Origin of the sequence: Citrobacter sp. CK198, assembly GCF_030333295.1 — a bacterium.
GTDB lineage: Bacteria > Pseudomonadota > Gammaproteobacteria > Enterobacterales > Enterobacteriaceae > Citrobacter_B > Citrobacter_B koseri.
This window is the reverse complement of the sequence record NZ_JAOWGE010000027.1, coordinates 133,192-150,020: the sequence shown is the minus strand read 5'-3', so window position 1 is coordinate 150,020 and position 16,829 is coordinate 133,192. Positions and strand designations below refer to the sequence as shown.

The 16,829-nt window shown below is 56.7% G+C and carries 14 protein-coding genes; 12 read left to right on the top strand and 2 right to left on the bottom strand.

Annotated elements, in window-relative coordinates; genetic code table 11:
• Window positions 1–380: 380 nt before the first annotated feature.
• The 10 genes from OGY62_RS05710 (at window position 381) to OGY62_RS05665 (ending at window position 12,826) form a co-directional block, all read left to right on the top strand.
• Window positions 381–1,208, top strand: a complete 828-nt coding sequence (locus OGY62_RS05710; protein ID WP_058668675.1) for an ABC transporter ATP-binding protein — start codon at window positions 381–383, stop codon at window positions 1,206–1,208.
• A complete protein-coding gene (locus OGY62_RS05705) occupies window positions 1,205–2,218 on the top strand; it encodes a FecCD family ABC transporter permease (RefSeq protein ID WP_286459312.1) in 1,014 nt (337 codons plus the stop codon). Before OGY62_RS05710 ends, OGY62_RS05705 begins: the two co-directional genes overlap by 4 nt.
• Window positions 2,215–3,267: a FecCD family ABC transporter permease gene (locus tag OGY62_RS05700; RefSeq protein WP_286459310.1), complete on the top strand. Its 1,053-nt coding sequence runs from the start codon at window positions 2,215–2,217 to the stop codon at window positions 3,265–3,267. Before OGY62_RS05705 ends, OGY62_RS05700 begins: the two co-directional genes overlap by 4 nt.
• A gap of 15 nt (window positions 3,268–3,282) precedes the next feature.
• Window positions 3,283–4,230 carry an iron-siderophore ABC transporter substrate-binding protein gene (locus OGY62_RS05695; protein WP_012133661.1) on the top strand — a complete coding sequence of 316 codons (948 nt, stop codon included), beginning with the start codon at window positions 3,283–3,285 and terminating at the stop codon, window positions 4,228–4,230.
• A 2-nt stretch (window positions 4,231–4,232) separates the two neighbouring features.
• Window positions 4,233–5,126 (top strand): MurR/RpiR family transcriptional regulator, encoded by an 894-nt coding sequence (locus OGY62_RS05690; RefSeq protein WP_012133660.1) that lies wholly within the window; start codon window positions 4,233–4,235, stop codon window positions 5,124–5,126.
• Window positions 5,127–5,314: 188 nt separating this feature from the next.
• The gene (locus OGY62_RS05685) at window positions 5,315–5,881 is read left to right on the top strand and encodes a TetR/AcrR family transcriptional regulator (RefSeq protein ID WP_047458599.1); all 567 of its coding nucleotides are present in this window, start codon (window positions 5,315–5,317) and stop codon (window positions 5,879–5,881) included.
• Between the two features lie 160 nt (window positions 5,882–6,041).
• A complete protein-coding gene (locus tag OGY62_RS05680; RefSeq protein ID WP_012133656.1) occupies window positions 6,042–7,163 on the top strand; it encodes an efflux RND transporter periplasmic adaptor subunit in 1,122 nt (373 codons plus the stop codon).
• Window positions 7,163–10,270, top strand: coding sequence for an efflux RND transporter permease subunit (locus tag OGY62_RS05675; protein WP_286459309.1), 3,108 nt, complete (start codon window positions 7,163–7,165; stop codon window positions 10,268–10,270). The genes OGY62_RS05680 and OGY62_RS05675 overlap by 1 nt, the downstream gene beginning before the upstream one ends.
• Before the next feature lie 3 nt (window positions 10,271–10,273).
• The gene (locus tag OGY62_RS05670; protein ID WP_286459308.1) at window positions 10,274–11,638 is read left to right on the top strand and encodes an efflux transporter outer membrane subunit; all 1,365 of its coding nucleotides are present in this window, start codon (window positions 10,274–10,276) and stop codon (window positions 11,636–11,638) included.
• Between the two features lie 18 nt (window positions 11,639–11,656).
• Window positions 11,657–12,826 (top strand): multidrug effflux MFS transporter, encoded by a 1,170-nt coding sequence (locus OGY62_RS05665; protein WP_114847688.1) that lies wholly within the window; start codon window positions 11,657–11,659, stop codon window positions 12,824–12,826.
• On the opposite strand, the gene OGY62_RS05660 is transcribed toward OGY62_RS05665, so the two are convergent.
• Window positions 12,792–13,424 (bottom strand): LysE family transporter, encoded by a 633-nt coding sequence (locus tag OGY62_RS05660; RefSeq protein ID WP_047458585.1) that lies wholly within the window; start codon window positions 13,422–13,424, stop codon window positions 12,792–12,794. The genes OGY62_RS05665 and OGY62_RS05660 overlap by 35 nt on opposite strands.
• Window positions 13,425–13,622: 198 nt before the next feature.
• Here OGY62_RS05660 and yahO point away from each other — a divergent pair, with 198 nt between their 5' ends.
• Complete coding sequence (gene yahO, locus OGY62_RS05655; protein WP_012133651.1) at window positions 13,623–13,898, top strand: DUF1471 family periplasmic protein YahO; 276 nt, start codon at window positions 13,623–13,625, stop codon at window positions 13,896–13,898.
• A 108-nt stretch (window positions 13,899–14,006) separates the two neighbouring features.
• Here yahO and prpR read toward each other — a convergent pair whose 3' ends face one another.
• Window positions 14,007–15,593 carry a propionate catabolism operon regulatory protein PrpR gene (gene prpR, locus OGY62_RS05650; RefSeq protein ID WP_058668678.1) on the bottom strand — a complete coding sequence of 529 codons (1,587 nt, stop codon included), beginning with the start codon at window positions 15,591–15,593 and terminating at the stop codon, window positions 14,007–14,009.
• A 265-nt stretch (window positions 15,594–15,858) separates the two neighbouring features.
• Here prpR and prpB point away from each other — a divergent pair, with 265 nt between their 5' ends.
• Window positions 15,859–16,737: a methylisocitrate lyase gene (gene prpB / locus OGY62_RS05645; protein WP_024130618.1), complete on the top strand. Its 879-nt coding sequence runs from the start codon at window positions 15,859–15,861 to the stop codon at window positions 16,735–16,737.
• Window positions 16,738–16,829 lie beyond the last annotated feature (92 nt).

Genomic DNA, 16,829 nt, shown 5'->3' with positions numbered 1-16,829 from the left:
GGCTTGCTAGCCATGCGTTTTATCCATCTTTTAACCAACGTAAACGGCGTCAGATGTGTAATTGAGAATCATTCAATCATGGGGGTTTGTAGTAGTAAACGTAAAAATGAAAAAGAAACTACAGCGGGATTAACGTCATAAAACCGTAGTGTTATTGCGGGAAAGTAATTTTTAATTAATTGATATTTATTGATTTTTATAAGTTTGTTCGTCTTTTTCTGCGGCGTTTTTGTTGCGTGCGTACGGTGAGGTAACTACAGGGCGTAATTGCTTGACTACTACAGCGCAACCCAGCAAGATCTTAAAGAGAATGAGTTTTATTTTTATTTGAAAGGCTGCGCGCGCTGGCTTTGCCAGGCTGCGACGGCGCAGGAGTGAACATGCCACAGCATGTGGAAAACACCGCCCACAGAACGGGCATTGAGCTGAAACAGCTTTCTGCTGGCTATCGTCAGCACGCCATCGTGCATGACGTCTGCCTCACTATCCCGCAAGGTAAAATGACGGTGCTGGCCGGGGCGAACGGCTCAGGCAAATCCACCTTATTAAGTACGATTGCCCGAATGCTGAAGCCGTTGGGCGGCAGCGTGCTGCTTGATGGTAAAGCGATTCATCAACAGCCGACCAAAGCGGTTTCGCGTCAGCTTGGCATCCTGCCGCAATCTCCGCTGGTGCCGGAGGGATTAACGGTTTTTGAACTGGTTTCGCGCGGGCGTTTTCCCTGGCAGAATTTTCTCCAGCAATGGACCGATGATGACGCACAGGCCGTAGAGCAGGCGTTGCAGCTCACCGGAACAACCGACTTCGCCCATTTGCCGGTAGAGAGTCTCTCCGGCGGGCAGCGGCAGCGGTGCTGGATTGCAATGGCGCTGGCGCAGCAAACGCCGTTTATTCTGCTGGATGAGCCTACAACCTTTCTCGATCTGCGTTATCAGGTAGAGATCCTTGAGCTTCTGCACTCCCTGACCCGCCATCATGGTCGTACCGTGGTGGTGGTGTTACATGATCTCAATTTCGCGGTGAATTACGGCGATATGCTGGTCTTTCTCAGACAGGGGCGGCTGGAGGGGATCGTACATGAAGGAGAGCACTGTACGCCGGAGCTGATCAAATCGGTGTTTGACGTCGATGTGCAGATGTCGGTGAATCCGTTGACCGGAAAGCCGTTCTTCATGCCGTTTCGTGCCAAGGCTGGAGCGGAAGAATGACGGATATGGTCATTGCATCAGGCCGCCGTCGTGGTCGATTTCTGCTGGCGCTTCCTGTCTTGCTACTGCTGCTGTTTATGCTGGCGGTGATTCATCTGGGCGTCGGGGCGCGTGCCGTCAGTCCGCAGACCGTCATTCAGGCGTTATTTCACTTCGATGCCAAAAACTTTGATCACCGAATCGTTATCTCTCTGCGTCTGTTGCGTATGGCTGCGGCCATGCTGGTTGGCGCGGCTTTGGGCGTAGCCGGCGTTCTGTTACAGGCATTGATTCGCAACCCGCTGGGTGAACCGCACATTCTGGGGCTGAATGCGGGGGCCGCGTTCTCCGTGGTGCTGTGTACCGCGCTGGGCGTCGCGGGGCTCAGTCAGTCACTGGTTGCGGCAGGGGGCGCAGCGGCACTCTTTTCGCTGGTGATGGCGCTCTCTTCCGCCGGGCGTGGCGGACTGACGCCGCTGAAGGTCACGCTCTGCGGCGTGGCGCTGTCGGCGATGGTGTCGTCGCTCACGGCGGCAATCCTTATTCTGGATGAGCAGACGTTGCTGGCGATGCGCACCTGGCTGGTGGGTGATCTCGCGGGGATGAGTTGGGAAAAAGTACGCCAGGCTCTCCTGCCGTCGCTGGTTGGCGTTGTACTGGCGATAGCGATAGCGCCGGGGCTGAATATTCTGGCGCTAGGCGACCGGATGGCCTGTGGGTTGGGCGTTAATATTCTGCGCATTCGTCTGATGGCGATGATCGCCATTGCGCTGCTGTGCGGCGCGGCGGTATCCGTCGCCGGGCCGCTGGGTTTTATCGGGCTGTTGGTTCCGGGCGTCATCAGACGTCTGGTGACGGAAGACATTCGCCAGATGCTCCCGCTGGCGGCGCTGCTGGGGGCGGCAGTGCTGCTACTGGCGGATATCGTTGCCCGAATCCTGCTTGCCCCGCAGGAGCTGGCTACAGGGGTGATGACCGCGCTGGTCGGCGCGCCGGTGTTTATTTTCATTGCGTCGAGATTTCTTAAATGAGCGTTGTTCTGGCGCGTGCCGGGCTGCGCTCATGGCGGGTGGGAAAATTCTCACGCCTTGTCCGGCTGAAAACGGTGTGGTGTGTGCTGGGGTTTGCCATGCTGGCCGCCGTACTGCTGGTTTCGGGCGTGTTGCAGGGGTCGCTTCCCGTTCCGGCTTCCGCCATCGGGCGTGCGTTGTTCTCTCCGCAGGCGTTAACGGAGCAGCAGCAGTATGTTGTCTGGGATGTCCGTCTTCCGCGTTTGCTGATGGCGCTGCTGTGTGGAGCAATGCTGGGGCTGGCTGGCGCGGCGATGCAGTCGATTACCCGTAACGGCCTGGCGGACCCCGGTCTTATCGGCGTGAAAGAGGGGAGTAGCGTGGTGGTACTGGCGTTAGTGCTGCTCTTCCCGTCGGTCAGCCTGGTCTGGCGACCGCTGGCGGGTATTGCTGGCGGATTACTGGTCGCCGCGCTGGTCATGCTGCTGGCCCGTGATTTCTCCCGCCCGCGATTTGTGCTGATCGGCATTGGCGTCTCGTGGTTCTTTGCTGCGGGAATGGGCGTTTTTATGACGACAGCCGATGTCCGCGATGTGCAAACGGCGCTGGTCTGGCTGGCCGGAAGCCTGCACGCCGCCACCTGGCCGTTGCTGTGGGTGGCGCTGGGGTGGGCGTTGCCTGCGGCTGTTCTGCTGTTTGTGACGGCGAGAGCATCGGATGTGGCGCTGCTGGGTAATCACACCGCGACCGGGCTCGGGGTGCGTCTGTCTCATCTGGCGCTGCTGCGTTTTATGGCGCCGGTATTTCTGACCGCCGCCAGCGTCTCCTGCGTGGGCAGCCTGGGGTTTGTCGGCCTGATGGCGCCGCATATGGCGCGTTTTTGCCTGCGCGGAGGGCAAATGGCGCTGCTGTGGGGCAGTGCGCTCATTGGCGCTCTGCTGGTGCTGCTCACGGATACCATCGGGCGTCTGGCCTTTGCGCCGCTGCAAATACCGGCGGGGATCGTGATTGCGCTGGTCGGCGGTCCTTTCTTTTTACTGTTGCTCTGGCGTCGTCGGGATCGTTTGTAATTTTTAAGAGGGTGTATGCGTTTACTTTTTTCGCTGTTGCTGCTGCTGGGGTGCTCTGTACAGGCAGAGGTTGCCACCAGGCCTTTTACCGACGATCTCGGACGCGTGGTGAACGTGCCGCTGCATCCGCAGCGCATTGTGTCATTACACGATCTTGATATCACCATTCCGCTGATTGAGCTGGGCGTTCCGCCGGTCGCCAGCCACGGCAGAACGCGTCCTGACGGCAGCCATTTCCTGCGTTCGGGCGCGCTGCTGACCGGCGTCGATTTTGATCATTCGACAATAAAGTTTATTGGTACGGCAGACATTGATATTGAAGCGATTGTCGCCGCGAAACCCGATTTGATCATCACCGAGCCGAGTCGCCATACGCCCATCGAACAACTGGAGAAAATCGCCCCGACGGTGAGCATTGATCATCTCGACGGCGGCGCGCCGGAAATTTACCGCAAGCTCGCGCAGCTTACCGGAACTCAGGCGCGACTGGCTATCCTGGAGCGTCGCTACCGGGAAGAGATTGACCGGTTGAAGCACACGGTGGATACCCAACACATCACGGTGTCAGTCATTCAGGCAAATCAGGGAAAAATCAATGCGTTGCACACCTATCATTCGTTAGGACGCGTCCTGCGCGATGCCGGGTTTTCCTTCCCGAAACTGATCGACAGCATTCCGCCTGGAGGGCGGATTGACGTGAGCGCGGAGCGTCTGCCAGAGATGGATGCGGATTTTGTTTTTGCCACCTGGCGCGGTGATACCGGTGGTAAGCCGCAGGATGAAATTGCCGCGATGGATGCCGTGTTGCCGGGCTGGTGCGAGTTTCTTACCGCTTGCCAGCGCGGGCACTACGTTTTGATCTCCCGTGAAGAGGCGATTTCGAACTCCTTTGCATCACTCAGCCTGATGGTTGCACAGGTACAGTCGCATATTGCCGGGCGCCACTTACCGGAGGGGAAATAACCATGCTGACGGCGAAGAAAGTGAAAAATCGTATTGATGTCTACGGCGATCGCTTCCGGGCGCGGGCGCATCTGCTTTCGCCGAGGATGCAGGCGGTGGCGCGTTATATCCATGAGAACCGGGAAGTGGTACTGGAATTTACGGCGATAGAAATTGCGGCCGCCACTCAAACTTCTGACGCGACGGTTGTCCGGGCGATTCAGGCATTGGGGTTTGCCGGGCTGCGCGATTTAAAACAGACCATCGAACACTGGTTTGGCCCGGGTATCACCTCGGAAGAGAAAATGACGACCACGGTGAATACGCTTTCCTGCGATGTAAATTCGAGCATTGATTTTGTTCTGCAAGGGCATCAGCGCACCTGCGACGTGCTGTCTACGCCGCAAAACCGTTACGCGATTGCGCAGGCGGTCGCACTGTTGGTGGAGGCGCGTCAGGTGGGGATATTTGGCATTGGCGCATCCGGGATACTTGCGGACTACACGGCGCGTCTGCTCAGCCGTATTGGCTTGCCGTCGGTGGCGTTTAATCGTACCGGGATTAATCTGGCGGAACAGCTGATTGCGCTACAGCGGGGGGATGTGCTGATTATGATGGCGCAGAAATCGCCGCATCGCGAAGGGTTGACGACCATCCGCGAGGCGAAGCGGTTGGGCGTGCCGGTGATTTTACTGACCAATGCGCTGGAATCACGTTTTAGCAAGGAGGCGGATGTGGTGATCAATGTGCCGCGCGGCGGTGAGAACGGGAAAATGCCGTTGCACGGTACGGTGCTGGTTTGCCTGGAAATGATCGTGTTGTCTGTCGCTTCGACAGCCCCGCAGCGTTCGATTAAGTCCGTTAAGCGCATCAATGAATTGTACCGGGGAATTGGAAAGTCAGGGGCAAAGAAATAAATTTAAATATTCTCTCCATTTGATTTTCAGATTTTTTTCATTAAATCTCCATAATCTCTCCATTATTTTCCTGGCAAATAATGCAGGAAAATAATAAGCAAAAAAATCCTTTTCAATGTGCGCAGGAGACGTATAATTAGCCAAAATGAGAACGATCATTCTCACTTTAGAGGTGACGAGGAGATGCGATGAGCAGCAAGCTGGAAATCCGCCAGAAACAACGACAGGATGAGATCATCAACGCCGCGCGCCAGTGCTTTCGCGCCAGCGGATTTCACGGCGCCAGCATGTCGCAGATCGCTGCTGAAGCCCGTCTCAGCGTGGGGCAAATCTATCGCTACTTCGCCAGTAAAGATGCCATTATCGAAGAGATGATCCGCCGTATTATCGACTATCGCATTACACAGATAGAAGATAAAACCCAGACGGAGCGTATCCCCGGAATCCTGGCCTGGCGGCAAACGCTGAGCGAGGATGATGATGCGCTGATGCTGGAGATGGCGGCTGAATCGACCCGCAATCCTCATGTTGCCGCGATGCTCGAAGAGGCGGATGCGCGGATGTTCGACAACGCCTGCGCGCACTTGAGAAAAACGTGTCCGCAACTTAGCGAGGTCCGCATCCGTTGCTGTGTTGAAGTGATTGCAACCATGATGGAAGGGGCGGTTTACCGTCGCCTGACGCCGCAAAAAAGTGACCCTGATGCGTTACAGGAGATATATCGGGATATCGTTACCATGCTTGTGAATGGCTGAATAAAGAATCTAATAATCAAAGGGAAATAAATTATTTCCCTTATTGTCGTTGTGAGAAATAGCTCATGACGCGATACCGCTGTACCTGAAATAACGTTCAGTCGCCTGGTGCTACCTTGTTAATTTTAACGGGGCAGGCGTTTCTCACCCTGGAAAAAAGATGAAATACATAACAACATCAATTATCGCGCTATTGTTATTATCCGGCTGTGATAATACGCAAACCGACAATACCGCTTCTCCGTCTCAGGAAGTGGGCGTCGTGACCCTTAAAACAGAACCCGTTTCTGTGGTCAGTGAACTGACCGGACGCACCAGCGCAGCGCTCAGTGCCGAAGTTCGCCCGCAGGTGGGGGGCATTATTCAAAAACGCCTGTTTAATGAGGGCGATATCGTCAAAGCGGGGCAGGCGCTGTATCAGATCGATCCTGCCAGCTATCGCGCCGCATGGAACGAAGCGAATGCCTCGCTCAGACAGGCGCAGGCGCTGGTGAATGCCGACTGCCAGAAGGCGCAACGTTACGCGCGGCTGGTTAACGATGACGGTGTTTCCCGCCAGGATGCCGATGATGCGCAGGCCACCTGTGCTCAGGACAAAGCCAGCGTGGAGGCAAAGAAAGCCGCATTAGAAAGCGCGCGTATCAATCTGGACTGGACCACCATTACCGCCCCGGTTTCCGGGCGCATTGGTATCTCATCCGTCACGCCCGGCGCGCTGGTGACGGCTTCACAGGAAACGGCGCTGGCGACCATTCGTGGGCTCGACACCATGTATGTCGATCTTACCCGCTCCAGCGTGGATTTGCTGCGCCTGCGTAAGCAGTCTCTGGCGACCAACAGCGATACCCTGAACGTGACGCTGACGCTTGAAGATGGCACGACCTATAGCGAAAAAGGAAAGTTAGCGCTGACGGAAGTGGCGGTAGATGAGTCTACAGGCTCAGTCACGCTGCGGGCGATTTTCCCCAACCCTCAACAGCAGCTGTTACCCGGTATGTTCGTTCGCGCCCGCATTGATGAAGGGATCATGAACGATGCGATCCTCGCGCCGCAGCAGGGGATCACGCGCGATGCGAAAGGCAATGCAACAGCGCTGGTGGTTACTAAAGACAATAAAGTGGCGCAGCGTACCCTGGAAACAGGCGATACCTATGGGGATAAATGGCTGGTGCTGGACGGTTTGCGTAGCGGCGACCGGTTGATCGTTGAGGGATCAAGTAAGGTCACGCCGGGTCAGCAGGTTAACGCCGTTGATGTACAACTGAACGGAGGCAAAGGCTGATGTTCTCCCGTTTCTTTGTGCGCAGGCCCGTTTTCGCCTGGGTTATCGCCATTCTGATCATGCTGGCCGGTATTCTGGCGATTAAAACGCTGCCGGTTGCGCAGTATCCTGACGTGGCGCCGCCGTCGGTGAAAATCTCGGCGACCTATACCGGCGCTTCCGCCGAAACGCTGGAAAACAGCGTGACTCAGGTGATTGAACAGCAGCTTACCGGGCTGGATAACCTGCTCTATTTTACCTCGACCAGCAGTTCCGATGGTTCGGTCAGTATTGATGTCACCTTTGAACAGGGCACCGACCCTGACACCGCTCAGGTGCAGGTACAGAACAAGGTGCAGCAGGCGGAATCCCGCTTGCCGAGCGAGGTTCAACAATCCGGCGTCACGGTGGTGAAATCGCAAAGTAACTTCCTGCTGATTGCCGCCGTGTATGATAAGTCCGACCGGGCGAGCAGCTCAGATATCGCTGACTGGCTGGTGAGTAACGTACAGGACCCGCTGGCACGCGTGGAAGGGGTCGGGAGCCTACAGGTGTTTGGTGCGGAATACGCCATGCGTATCTGGCTGGACCCGGCGAAACTGGCCTCCTATTCTTTGATGCCGTCGGATGTGCAGAGCGCCATTGAAGCGCAAAACGTTCAGGTTTCCGCCGGGAAAATCGGTGCGTTACCTTCCCCTGACACACAGCAATTGACCGCTACGGTTCGCGCGCAGTCGCGCATGCAGACGGTAGAACAATTCAAAAAGATCATTATCAAAAGCCAGTCTGACGGGGCCGTGGTACGCATCCAGGATGTGGCGCGCGTGGAGATGGGCAGTGAAGACTACACCGCCATCGCTAAACTCAACGGTCATCCGGCTGCGGGGGTTGCGGTCATGCTTGCGCCGGGGGCGAACGCGCTGGATACCGCCACGCTGGTAAAAGATAAAGTCGCTGAATTTAAACGGGATATGCCGCAGGGCTATGACGTAGCGTATCCGAAAGACAGCACCGAATTTATTAAGATCTCCGTAGAGGATGTGGTTCAGACGCTGTTTGAAGCCATCATTCTGGTGGTCTGCGTGATGTACCTGTTCTTGCAGAATCTTCGCGCCACGCTGATTCCGGCGCTGGCGGTTCCGGTCGTGCTGCTCGGTACTTTTGGCGTGCTGGCGCTGTTTGGCTACTCCATCAATACGCTGACGCTGTTTGCAATGGTGCTGGCGATAGGTCTGCTGGTCGATGACGCCATTGTGGTGGTGGAAAACGTCGAGCGTATTATGCGCGATGAAGGGCTGCCTGCGCGCGAAGCCACCGAAAAATCGATGGGAGAAATCGCTGGCGCGCTGGTGGCTATCGCTCTTGTTTTGTCTGCGGTATTCCTGCCGATGGCGTTCTTTGGCGGCTCTACCGGCGTCATTTATCGCCAGTTCTCTGTGACGATTATCTCGGCAATGCTGCTCTCGGTCGTGGTGGCGTTGACCCTGACCCCAGCCCTGTGCGGTTCGATTCTTAGCCATACCGCGCCGCATAAAAAGGGCTTCTTCGGGATATTCAACCGATTCTATAGCCGAACTGAACAGGGTTATCAGCGCGGCGTCCTGCATGTGCTGCGTCGCAGCGTCAGCGTGATGGGCGTTTATGCGCTGTTATGCGGGGCGATGGCGCTGGCGATGTGGAAGCTGCCCGGCAGCTTCTTACCGACCGAAGATCAGGGTGAAATTATGGTGCAGTACACCCTGCCCGCAGGGGCGACGGCGTCGCGAACCGCAGAGGTCAATCGTCAGGTGACAGACTGGTTTCTCAATAAAGAGAAAGCCAATACGGACGTTATTTTTACCGTCGATGGTTTTAGCTTCAGCGGCAGCGGGCAGAATGCCGGGATGGCGTTCGTTTCGCTGAAAAACTGGTCGGAGCGTAAAGGCGAAGAAAATACCGCACAGGCTATTGCGCTGCGTGCCAGTAAAGAACTGGGCACCATTCGCGATGCGACGCTTTTTGCGATGACGCCGCCGTCGGTTGAGGGGCTGGGGCAAAGCAACGGCTTCTCTTTTGAGTTGATGGCGAATGGGGCGACCGATCGCGATACCCTGTTACAGATGCGTAATCAGCTGATCGCCCAGGCAAACCAGAGCGATATTCTGCACGCCGTGCGCGCAAATGACCTGCCGCAAATGCCGCAGCTTCAGGTGGATATCGACAGCAATAAGGCCGTCTCGCTGGGGCTTGGCTTAAGCGATGTGACCAGCACCTTATCCAGCGCCTGGGGGGGAACCTATGTCAATGACTTTATCGATCGCGGCCGCGTGAAGAAGGTCTACATTCAGGGCGACAGCGAGTTCCGTTCTTCACCTGCGGATCTGGGCAAATGGTTCGTGCGCGGCAGCGATAACAGCATGACGCCCTTTTCCGCCTTCGCCACCACCCGTTGGGAGTACGGCCCGGAAAGTCTGGTGCGCTACAACGGCTCTGCCGCCTATGAGATTCAGGGAGAAAACGCCAGCGGTTTCAGCTCCGGCGCCGCGATGGACAAAATGGAAGCGCTGGCAAACAGCTTGCCTGCTGGCACCACATGGGCGTGGAGCGGGTTGTCATTGCAGGAAAAGCTGGCCAGCGGTCAGGCTATGAGCTTGTACGCCATCTCTATTCTGGTGGTTTTCCTCTGCCTGGCGGCGCTGTATGAAAGCTGGTCGGTACCGTTTTCGGTGATTCTGGTCATCCCTCTGGGGCTGTTAGGCGCAGCGCTGGCGGCCTGGATGCGTGATTTAAATAATGATGTTTACTTCCAGGTCGCGCTGCTGACCACCATCGGCCTGTCGTCGAAAAACGCCATTCTGATCGTCGAATTTGCCGAAGCTGCGGTTGCGGAAGGCTATTCCCTGAGCCGGGCTGCGCTGCGAGCGGCGCAGACCCGTTTGCGCCCAATCATTATGACCTCTCTGGCCTTTATTGCCGGGGTTACGCCGCTGGCTATCGCCACAGGGGCCGGGGCGAACAGCCGTGTGGCGATCGGGACCGGAATCATCGGTGGGACATTAACCGCCACGCTGTTGGCTATCTTCTTCGTCCCGCTGTTCTTCGTGCTGGTTAGGCATCTGTTTACCCGCAAGTCCCGTCGTCAGGAGTAAGTTATGTTGCGTATTTTTCTCTTTGTTTTCGCTCTCCTGAGCGCAGGGTGTGTGTCGCTTGATCCGCACTACAGCACGCCCGATGCGCCGGTTCCGGCAAGTTTACCGGGCGCGCAGGGGCAGGGGAACGCTGTCAGCCGCGACTGGCAGCAGATTGTTAACGACGCGCGGCTGCAACAGGTGGTGAACACCGCCCTTAACAGTAATCGTGATGTCCAGAAGGCGATTGCCGATATCGACTCCGCACGGGCGTTGTATGGCGAAGCGCGTGCCTCGTTGTTCCCGACGGTGAATGCTTCACTCAGTTCTACACGCAGCCGTACGCTGGCGAACGGAACCGGAACGAGCGCTGAAGCCGATGGCGCGGTGTCCAGCTTTGAGCTGGATCTGTTTGGCCGCAATCAGAGCCTGTCGCGGGCGGCGCGGGAAACCTGGCTTGCCAGCGAATTTACCGCGCAGAACACCCGTTTGACGTTAATTGCCGAGATCAGCACCGCGTGGCTGACCCTGGCGGCAGATAACAGCAATCTGGCGCTGGCCAGGGAGACGATGGCCAGTGCGGAAAACTCGCTGAAAATTGTTCAACGTCAGCAGCAGGTCGGGACAGCCGCCGCAACGGATGTCAGTGAAGCGATGAGCGTTTACCAGCAGGCGCGCGCCAGCGTAGCCAGCTATCAGACTCAGGTGGCGCAGGATATCAACGCCCTGAACCTGCTGGCGGGCACAACGCTGCCGGAAAGCGTGCTGCCCGGTACGCTGGAAAGCCTTGATGCGCAGGTGATTACGCTGGTGCCCGCTGGCGTCTCTTCTTCCGTGCTGTTGCGTCGGCCGGATATTCAGGAAGCGGAACATAACCTGAAAAGCGCCAATGCCGATATTGGCGCGGCGCGAGCGAATTTCTTCCCGACCATCTCCCTGACGGCAAGCGCCGGTGTTGGCAGCGATGCGCTCTCGTCCTTGTTCAGTCATGGCATGAAGGTGTGGTCGTTTGCGCCTTCCATTACGCTGCCGCTGTTTACCGGCGGCAGCAACCTGGCGCAGCTCCGCTATGCCGAAGCGCAAAAACGGGGACTCATTGCTACCTATGAAAAAACGGTGCAAAGCGCGTTCAAAGATGTGGCTGATGCGCTTGCCCGGCGTGCGACGCTGGATGAACAGCTGGATGCCCAGCGCCAGTATGTCGCCGCAGAACAAAAAACGCTGGATGTCGGGATGCGTCGTTATCGCGCCGGGGTCGGGGATTATCTGACTGTACTGACGGCGCAACGCACGCTGTGGTCGGCGCAGCAGACGCTTATCGCCCTGCAACTGACGGACAATGAAAACCGCATAACGCTCTGGCAGTCGCTCGGCGGCGGGTCCCGGTAATCAGAGGGAGGTGTTTTTATGGCGCGCGTGTCGCTTTCGTGGGTGCTGATCCTCGGTTTGTTAACCGGGATCGGGCCGCTGTGTACCGATCTTTATCTGCCCGCTCTGCCGGAGATGTCCGAACAGCTGGCAACGACGACCACCCTGACGCAACTGACGTTGACGTCTTCGCTGATCGGTCTTGGGCTTGGGCAACTGCTGTTTGGCCCGCTCAGCGACCGGATTGGTCGTAAGGTTCCGTTGATCCTGTCGCTGTTGCTGTTTATTGCCTCTTCGGTACTGTGCGCGACAACTCAGGATATTCACTGGCTGATCGTCTGGCGTTTTGTGCAGGGCGCGGCGGGGGCCGGTGGTTCGGTGCTCTCGCGCTCTATTGCGCGGGACAAATATCAGGGCGTGACCCTGACCCAGTTCTTCGCGCTGCTCATGACGGTGAACGGCATCGCCCCGGTGCTTTCTCCGGTTCTGGGCGGCTACATTGCCACCGCGTTTGACTGGCGTATGTTGTTTTGGGTAATGGCGGGGATTGCGACACTGCTTTTGCTCTGCTGCATCCTGTTTATCAGTGAGACGCTGCCGCAGCGAACGCGCGGCGCATCGTTATTTTCGACCGGGCGCAGCGTGGTGAAAAATCGTCTCTTTATGCGCTTTTGCCTGATGCAGGCCTTCATGCTGGCGGGGTTGTTTGCTTATATCGGCTCTTCGTCATTTGTGCTGCAAAGCGAGTATGGCTTAAGCCCGATGCAGTTCAGCCTGCTGTTTGGCCTTAATGGGATCGGGCTGATCGTCGCCTCGCTGATTTTTTCCCGTCTTGCGCGTCGAATCACGGCAATGACGCTGCTGCGCGGCGGCTTGCTGTTGGCCGTCATCTGCGCGTTAATCACCTTGCTCTGCGCCTGGCTACAGCAGCCGGTTCTGGCGCTGGTGGCGCTCTTTTTTACCGTCGCCTTTTGCAGCGGAATTGGCACCGTGGCGGGCGCAGAGGCGATGAGCGTGGTGGCTGTTCAGGAGTCAGGAACCGCCTCCGCGCTGATGGGGATGAGCATGTTTGTTTTCGGTGGCATCGCTGCGCCGTTGTCGGGGCTGGGCGGCGAAACCATGCTGAAAATGAGTCTGGCGGTGGCGCTCTGTTATGTGGCCGCTCTGCTACTGGCTAGCGGTGGTTCACGCCTTCGTAAATCAGCCTGAGGGCGAACACGCCGATGATCGCGCCAATCACCCTGCTGGCAATGCGCTGAATTCGCCCGTAAGCGCGGCGTACCGCCGGTAGGGAAAAGGCCTGGCTCAGGAAGATGCGCCAGATGACGGAAGAGAGCATGATGCCGGCCCAGGCCATCAGTCTTGCCCATGTCGGGGTTTCCGCGCTGAGCGTGACCGAGAAAATACTGATGAAAAACAGCACCGTCTGCGGATTTGACAGATCGGTTAACAGTCCCCGGCGGAAGAACACGCTCCAGGGGGCGGAAATGGGCTGTTGCAGAGTCGGCATTTGCGGGGTGGCCTGATGGCGGATGCTGTTCCAGGCAAACCATAACAAATATGCGCCGCCGACGATTTTGATCAGCGAGAAAATTTCTTCGCACTGGGTAATCAGGGTCGCCATGCCAAACAGTCCCAGCCCGGAATAAATCGCATCGCCAAGCGCCACGCCCAGCCCTGTTAATACACCGGCCCGACGCCCGGAGGCGAGGCTGGTTTGTACCACCACAAAGAGGTTTGCGCCGGGGTTAAAGAAGGTTAAGACGAACAGGCTGACGGTCAGGACAACCGCGTGCAGAGGTTCCATAGTGAGATTTCCAGGGCCTGATAGTTAACGCCATACTATTTATAGTAAAAGTGCAGGGGTGAGAGAAAGATCACAAATTATGATACATCCGGCTGACTGGATTTTTCCGCTAATCTCAACTAGTTATTTAATCACTCAGAACAGAGCATCCGTTCCGAGAAGGCGATGATAGCGTAATAACACAACCGGAGCTTTTATATGAAGACAGGATATAAAGTATTGATTGGTGCGTTAGCGTTTGTCGTAACCAACGTCTATGCCGCGGAGCTGTTGACAAAGGTCGAGTTTGAGAAAGTGGAGTCGCAATACACGAAGATAGGCACCATTAATACCAGCAATGAGACGTCAACTATGGAGGCAAAAGAGGATCTGCTTAAAAAGGCCGATGAAAAAGGGGCTGATGTGGTCGTACTGACCTCCGGGCAAACCGATAATAAAATTCATGGTACTGCGGATATCTACAAGAAAAAATAAGCTGTCATCGTGCCGGATGGCGACGTAAACGTCTTATCCGGCCTACGGTTCAGTGCTGCTCGTAGCTCGTAGGCCGGATAAGCGCCAGCGCCATCTGGCGATAAACCTTCACTCTTTTAATCGTCGCCAGAATGTCGTCCGGCTAATACCCAGATATCGCGCCGCCGCGGTTTTATCGCCGTTAAACTGCGCCAGAACCTGCTGCGGCGTAAGCGCTGATGGCGCTTCGGGAATTGTCGCCAGCTCGGGTAAAAACTGCTGTAAAAACTGGCTATCCAGACTGGGCTGCGGCTCGACGCTTAAAAAAAGCGCCAGGCGCTCCATCATATTCCGCAGCTCGCGAATATTGCCGGGCCAGGCATAGCGCAGAAGAATGGTCTGGCTTTGCGCCAGCCCCTCGCGCACCGATTCGCCAAACGGCGCGTCTAATGCCGCCAGGGACTGTTTCAAAAATCCCTCTGCCAGCGGCACGATATCTGACGGGCGCTCCCGAAGGGGCGGAAGCGTCAGGCGCAGAATGCTGAGACGATAAAACAGATCGGTGCGAAATTGCCCCTGCTTTATCGCCTGTTCCAGATTGCAGTGCGTGGCGCTGATAACCCGTACATCCACCGGGACTGGCTGATGCCCGCCAACGCGCGTCACCTCTTTCTCTTCCAGTACGCGCAGCAGACGAGTCTGTAAGGGCAGGGGCATTTCCCCGATCTCATCCAGAAACAGCGTCCCGCCGTGGGCGATTTCAAACAGACCGGCGCGTCCGCCGCGTCGGGAACCGGTAAATGCCCCCTCCTCATAACCGAATAACTCTGCTTCAAGCAGCGATTCGGTAATTGCGCCGCAGTTAATGGCCACAAACGGAGGCGTTTTTTTACCGCTGCGCTGGCCCCGACGGGCAAAAAACTCGCGGTGAATCGCCTGCGCCGCCAGCTCTTTACCGGTGCCGGTCTCACCCTGAATCAACACCGCCGCGCTGGAGCGGGCGTACAGCATGATCGTATGGCGAACCTGCTCCATTTGCGCGGAATGGCCGCGCATATCTCCCAGATCGTAGCGGGTGCGCAGCCCGTTGCCGGAGGCATATTGGCCGCTATGTTGCAGCGTCAGCCGGGTCATATCCAGCGCATCGCTAAACGCCTGACGCACGGTGGCCGCAGAATAGATAAAAATGCCGGTCATCCCGGCTTCTTCCGCCAGATCGGTAATTAGCCCTGCGCCGACTACCGCCTCAATGCCGTTGGCTTTCAGTTCATTAATTTGCCCACGGGCATCCTCTTCGGTGATGTAGCTGCGCTGTTCCAGACGCAAATTAAACGTTTTTTGAAAGGCGATCAGCGCGGGGATCGTCTCCTGGTAGGTGATAACGCCAATGGACGAAGTCAGTTTGCCGGCTTTCGCCAGCGCCTGGAGCACGTCGAATCCGCTGGGTTTTATCAGGATCACCGGTATGGAGAGGCGGCTTTTTAAATAAGCGCCGTTGGAACCCGCCGCGATAATGGCGTCACAGCGCTCGGTCGCCAGTTTTTTACGGATATAGTTCACCGCTTTTTCAAACCCAAGCTGGATGGGGGTGATGGTCGCCAGATGGTCGAACTCCAGGCTGATGTCGCGAAACAGCTCGAACAGACGCGTTACCGAGACCGTCCAGATCACCGGCTTGTCATGATTATCGCGAGCGGGAAGGTGCGTGTCAGCCATAGCAGTTGATGTTGTATTGAGGGACCGAGATTTTGTTTTAGTCGTGTTTCATAAATGTTGCAATGAAACAGCGCGAACCGTTTCATGAAACGTTAGCTGACACGCTTTTGTCCTGATGAATGGTATGGTTAAGTTTGTGTTTTTTGTTATTTATATGAATTATAAGAAAAAACAAAATTCTCTCTTTTTCAGCGATCGCTCTGGCATTCCCTTTGCTTTATGTGAATCAACATTAAATAACAAGTTGATAACAAGAGGACGGGATATGTCTCTACACTCTCCGGGCCAGGCGTTTCGCGCTGCGCTCACCAAAGAAAACCCCTTACAGATCGTCGGCGCCATCAATGCCAATCACGCATTGCTGGCCCAGCGCGCAGGCTATCAGGCGATTTACCTTTCCGGCGGCGGCGTGGCGGCGGGATCGCTGGGTCTGCCTGACCTGGGGATCTCCACGCTGGATGATGTGTTGACCGACATCCGCCGTATTACCGACGTCTGCCCGCTGCCGCTGCTGGTGGATGCCGACATCGGCTTTGGTTCCTCCGCCTTTAACGTGGCGCGCACGGTGAAGTCGATGATCAAAGCCGGCGCCGCTGCGCTGCATATCGAAGATCAGATCGGCGCGAAACGCTGCGGCCATCGCCCGAATAAGGCGATCGTGTCCAAAGAGGAGATGGTGGACAGGATTCGTGCGGCGGTGGATGCGCGTACCGATCCTGACTTCGTGATCATGGCGCGTACCGATGCGCTGGCGGTGGAAGGATTAGAGGCGGCGATCGATCGCGCGCGGGCTTATGTGGAAGCGGGGGCCGACATGCTATTCCCGGAAGCGATTACCGAGCTGTCAATGTATCGCCAGTTCGCCGATGCCGTACCGGTGCCGATCCTGGCGAATATCACGGAGTTTGGCGCGACGCCGCTGTTTACCACCGACGAACTGCGCAGCGCTAACGTGGCGATGGCGCTCTATCCGCTGTCGGCATTTCGCGCCATGAATCGCGCTGCCGAGCGTGTCTACAACGTGCTGCGCCAGGAAGGCACGCAAAAAAACGTTATCGACATTATGCAGACCCGCAACGAGCTGTACGAAAGCATCAATTATTACCAGTACGAAGAGAAGCTGGATGCGCTGAACCTGAAGTAGACCCGTAGGCCGGATAAACGAAGTGCCATCCGGCAATGCCCGATGGCGGCTGCGCCTTATCAGGCCTACGGCTTACCCGGCCTACGGCGGCG

What these genes read in the sequence shown, in the direction of transcription:
- OGY62_RS05710 (WP_058668675.1), top strand. Translation starts at nt 381, where the DNA reads ATGCCACAGCATGTGGAAAACACCGCCCACAGAACGGGCATTGAGCTG.
- OGY62_RS05705 (WP_286459312.1), top strand. Translation starts at nt 1,205, where the DNA reads ATGACGGATATGGTCATTGCATCAGGCCGCCGTCGTGGTCGATTTCTG.
- OGY62_RS05700 (WP_286459310.1), top strand. Translation starts at nt 2,215, where the DNA reads ATGAGCGTTGTTCTGGCGCGTGCCGGGCTGCGCTCATGGCGGGTGGGA.
- OGY62_RS05695 (WP_012133661.1), top strand. Translation starts at nt 3,283, where the DNA reads ATGCGTTTACTTTTTTCGCTGTTGCTGCTGCTGGGGTGCTCTGTACAG.
- OGY62_RS05690 (WP_012133660.1), top strand. Translation starts at nt 4,233, where the DNA reads ATGCTGACGGCGAAGAAAGTGAAAAATCGTATTGATGTCTACGGCGAT.
- OGY62_RS05685 (WP_047458599.1), top strand. Translation starts at nt 5,315, where the DNA reads ATGAGCAGCAAGCTGGAAATCCGCCAGAAACAACGACAGGATGAGATC.
- OGY62_RS05680 (WP_012133656.1), top strand. Translation starts at nt 6,042, where the DNA reads ATGAAATACATAACAACATCAATTATCGCGCTATTGTTATTATCCGGC.
- OGY62_RS05675 (WP_286459309.1), top strand. Translation starts at nt 7,163, where the DNA reads ATGTTCTCCCGTTTCTTTGTGCGCAGGCCCGTTTTCGCCTGGGTTATC.
- OGY62_RS05670 (WP_286459308.1), top strand. Translation starts at nt 10,274, where the DNA reads ATGTTGCGTATTTTTCTCTTTGTTTTCGCTCTCCTGAGCGCAGGGTGT.
- OGY62_RS05665 (WP_114847688.1), top strand. Translation starts at nt 11,657, where the DNA reads ATGGCGCGCGTGTCGCTTTCGTGGGTGCTGATCCTCGGTTTGTTAACC.
- OGY62_RS05660 (WP_047458585.1), bottom strand. Translation starts at nt 13,424, where the DNA reads ATGGAACCTCTGCACGCGGTTGTCCTGACCGTCAGCCTGTTCGTCTTA.
- yahO (WP_012133651.1), top strand. Translation starts at nt 13,623, where the DNA reads ATGAAGACAGGATATAAAGTATTGATTGGTGCGTTAGCGTTTGTCGTA.
- prpR (WP_058668678.1), bottom strand. Translation starts at nt 15,593, where the DNA reads ATGGCTGACACGCACCTTCCCGCTCGCGATAATCATGACAAGCCGGTG.
- prpB (WP_024130618.1), top strand. Translation starts at nt 15,859, where the DNA reads ATGTCTCTACACTCTCCGGGCCAGGCGTTTCGCGCTGCGCTCACCAAA.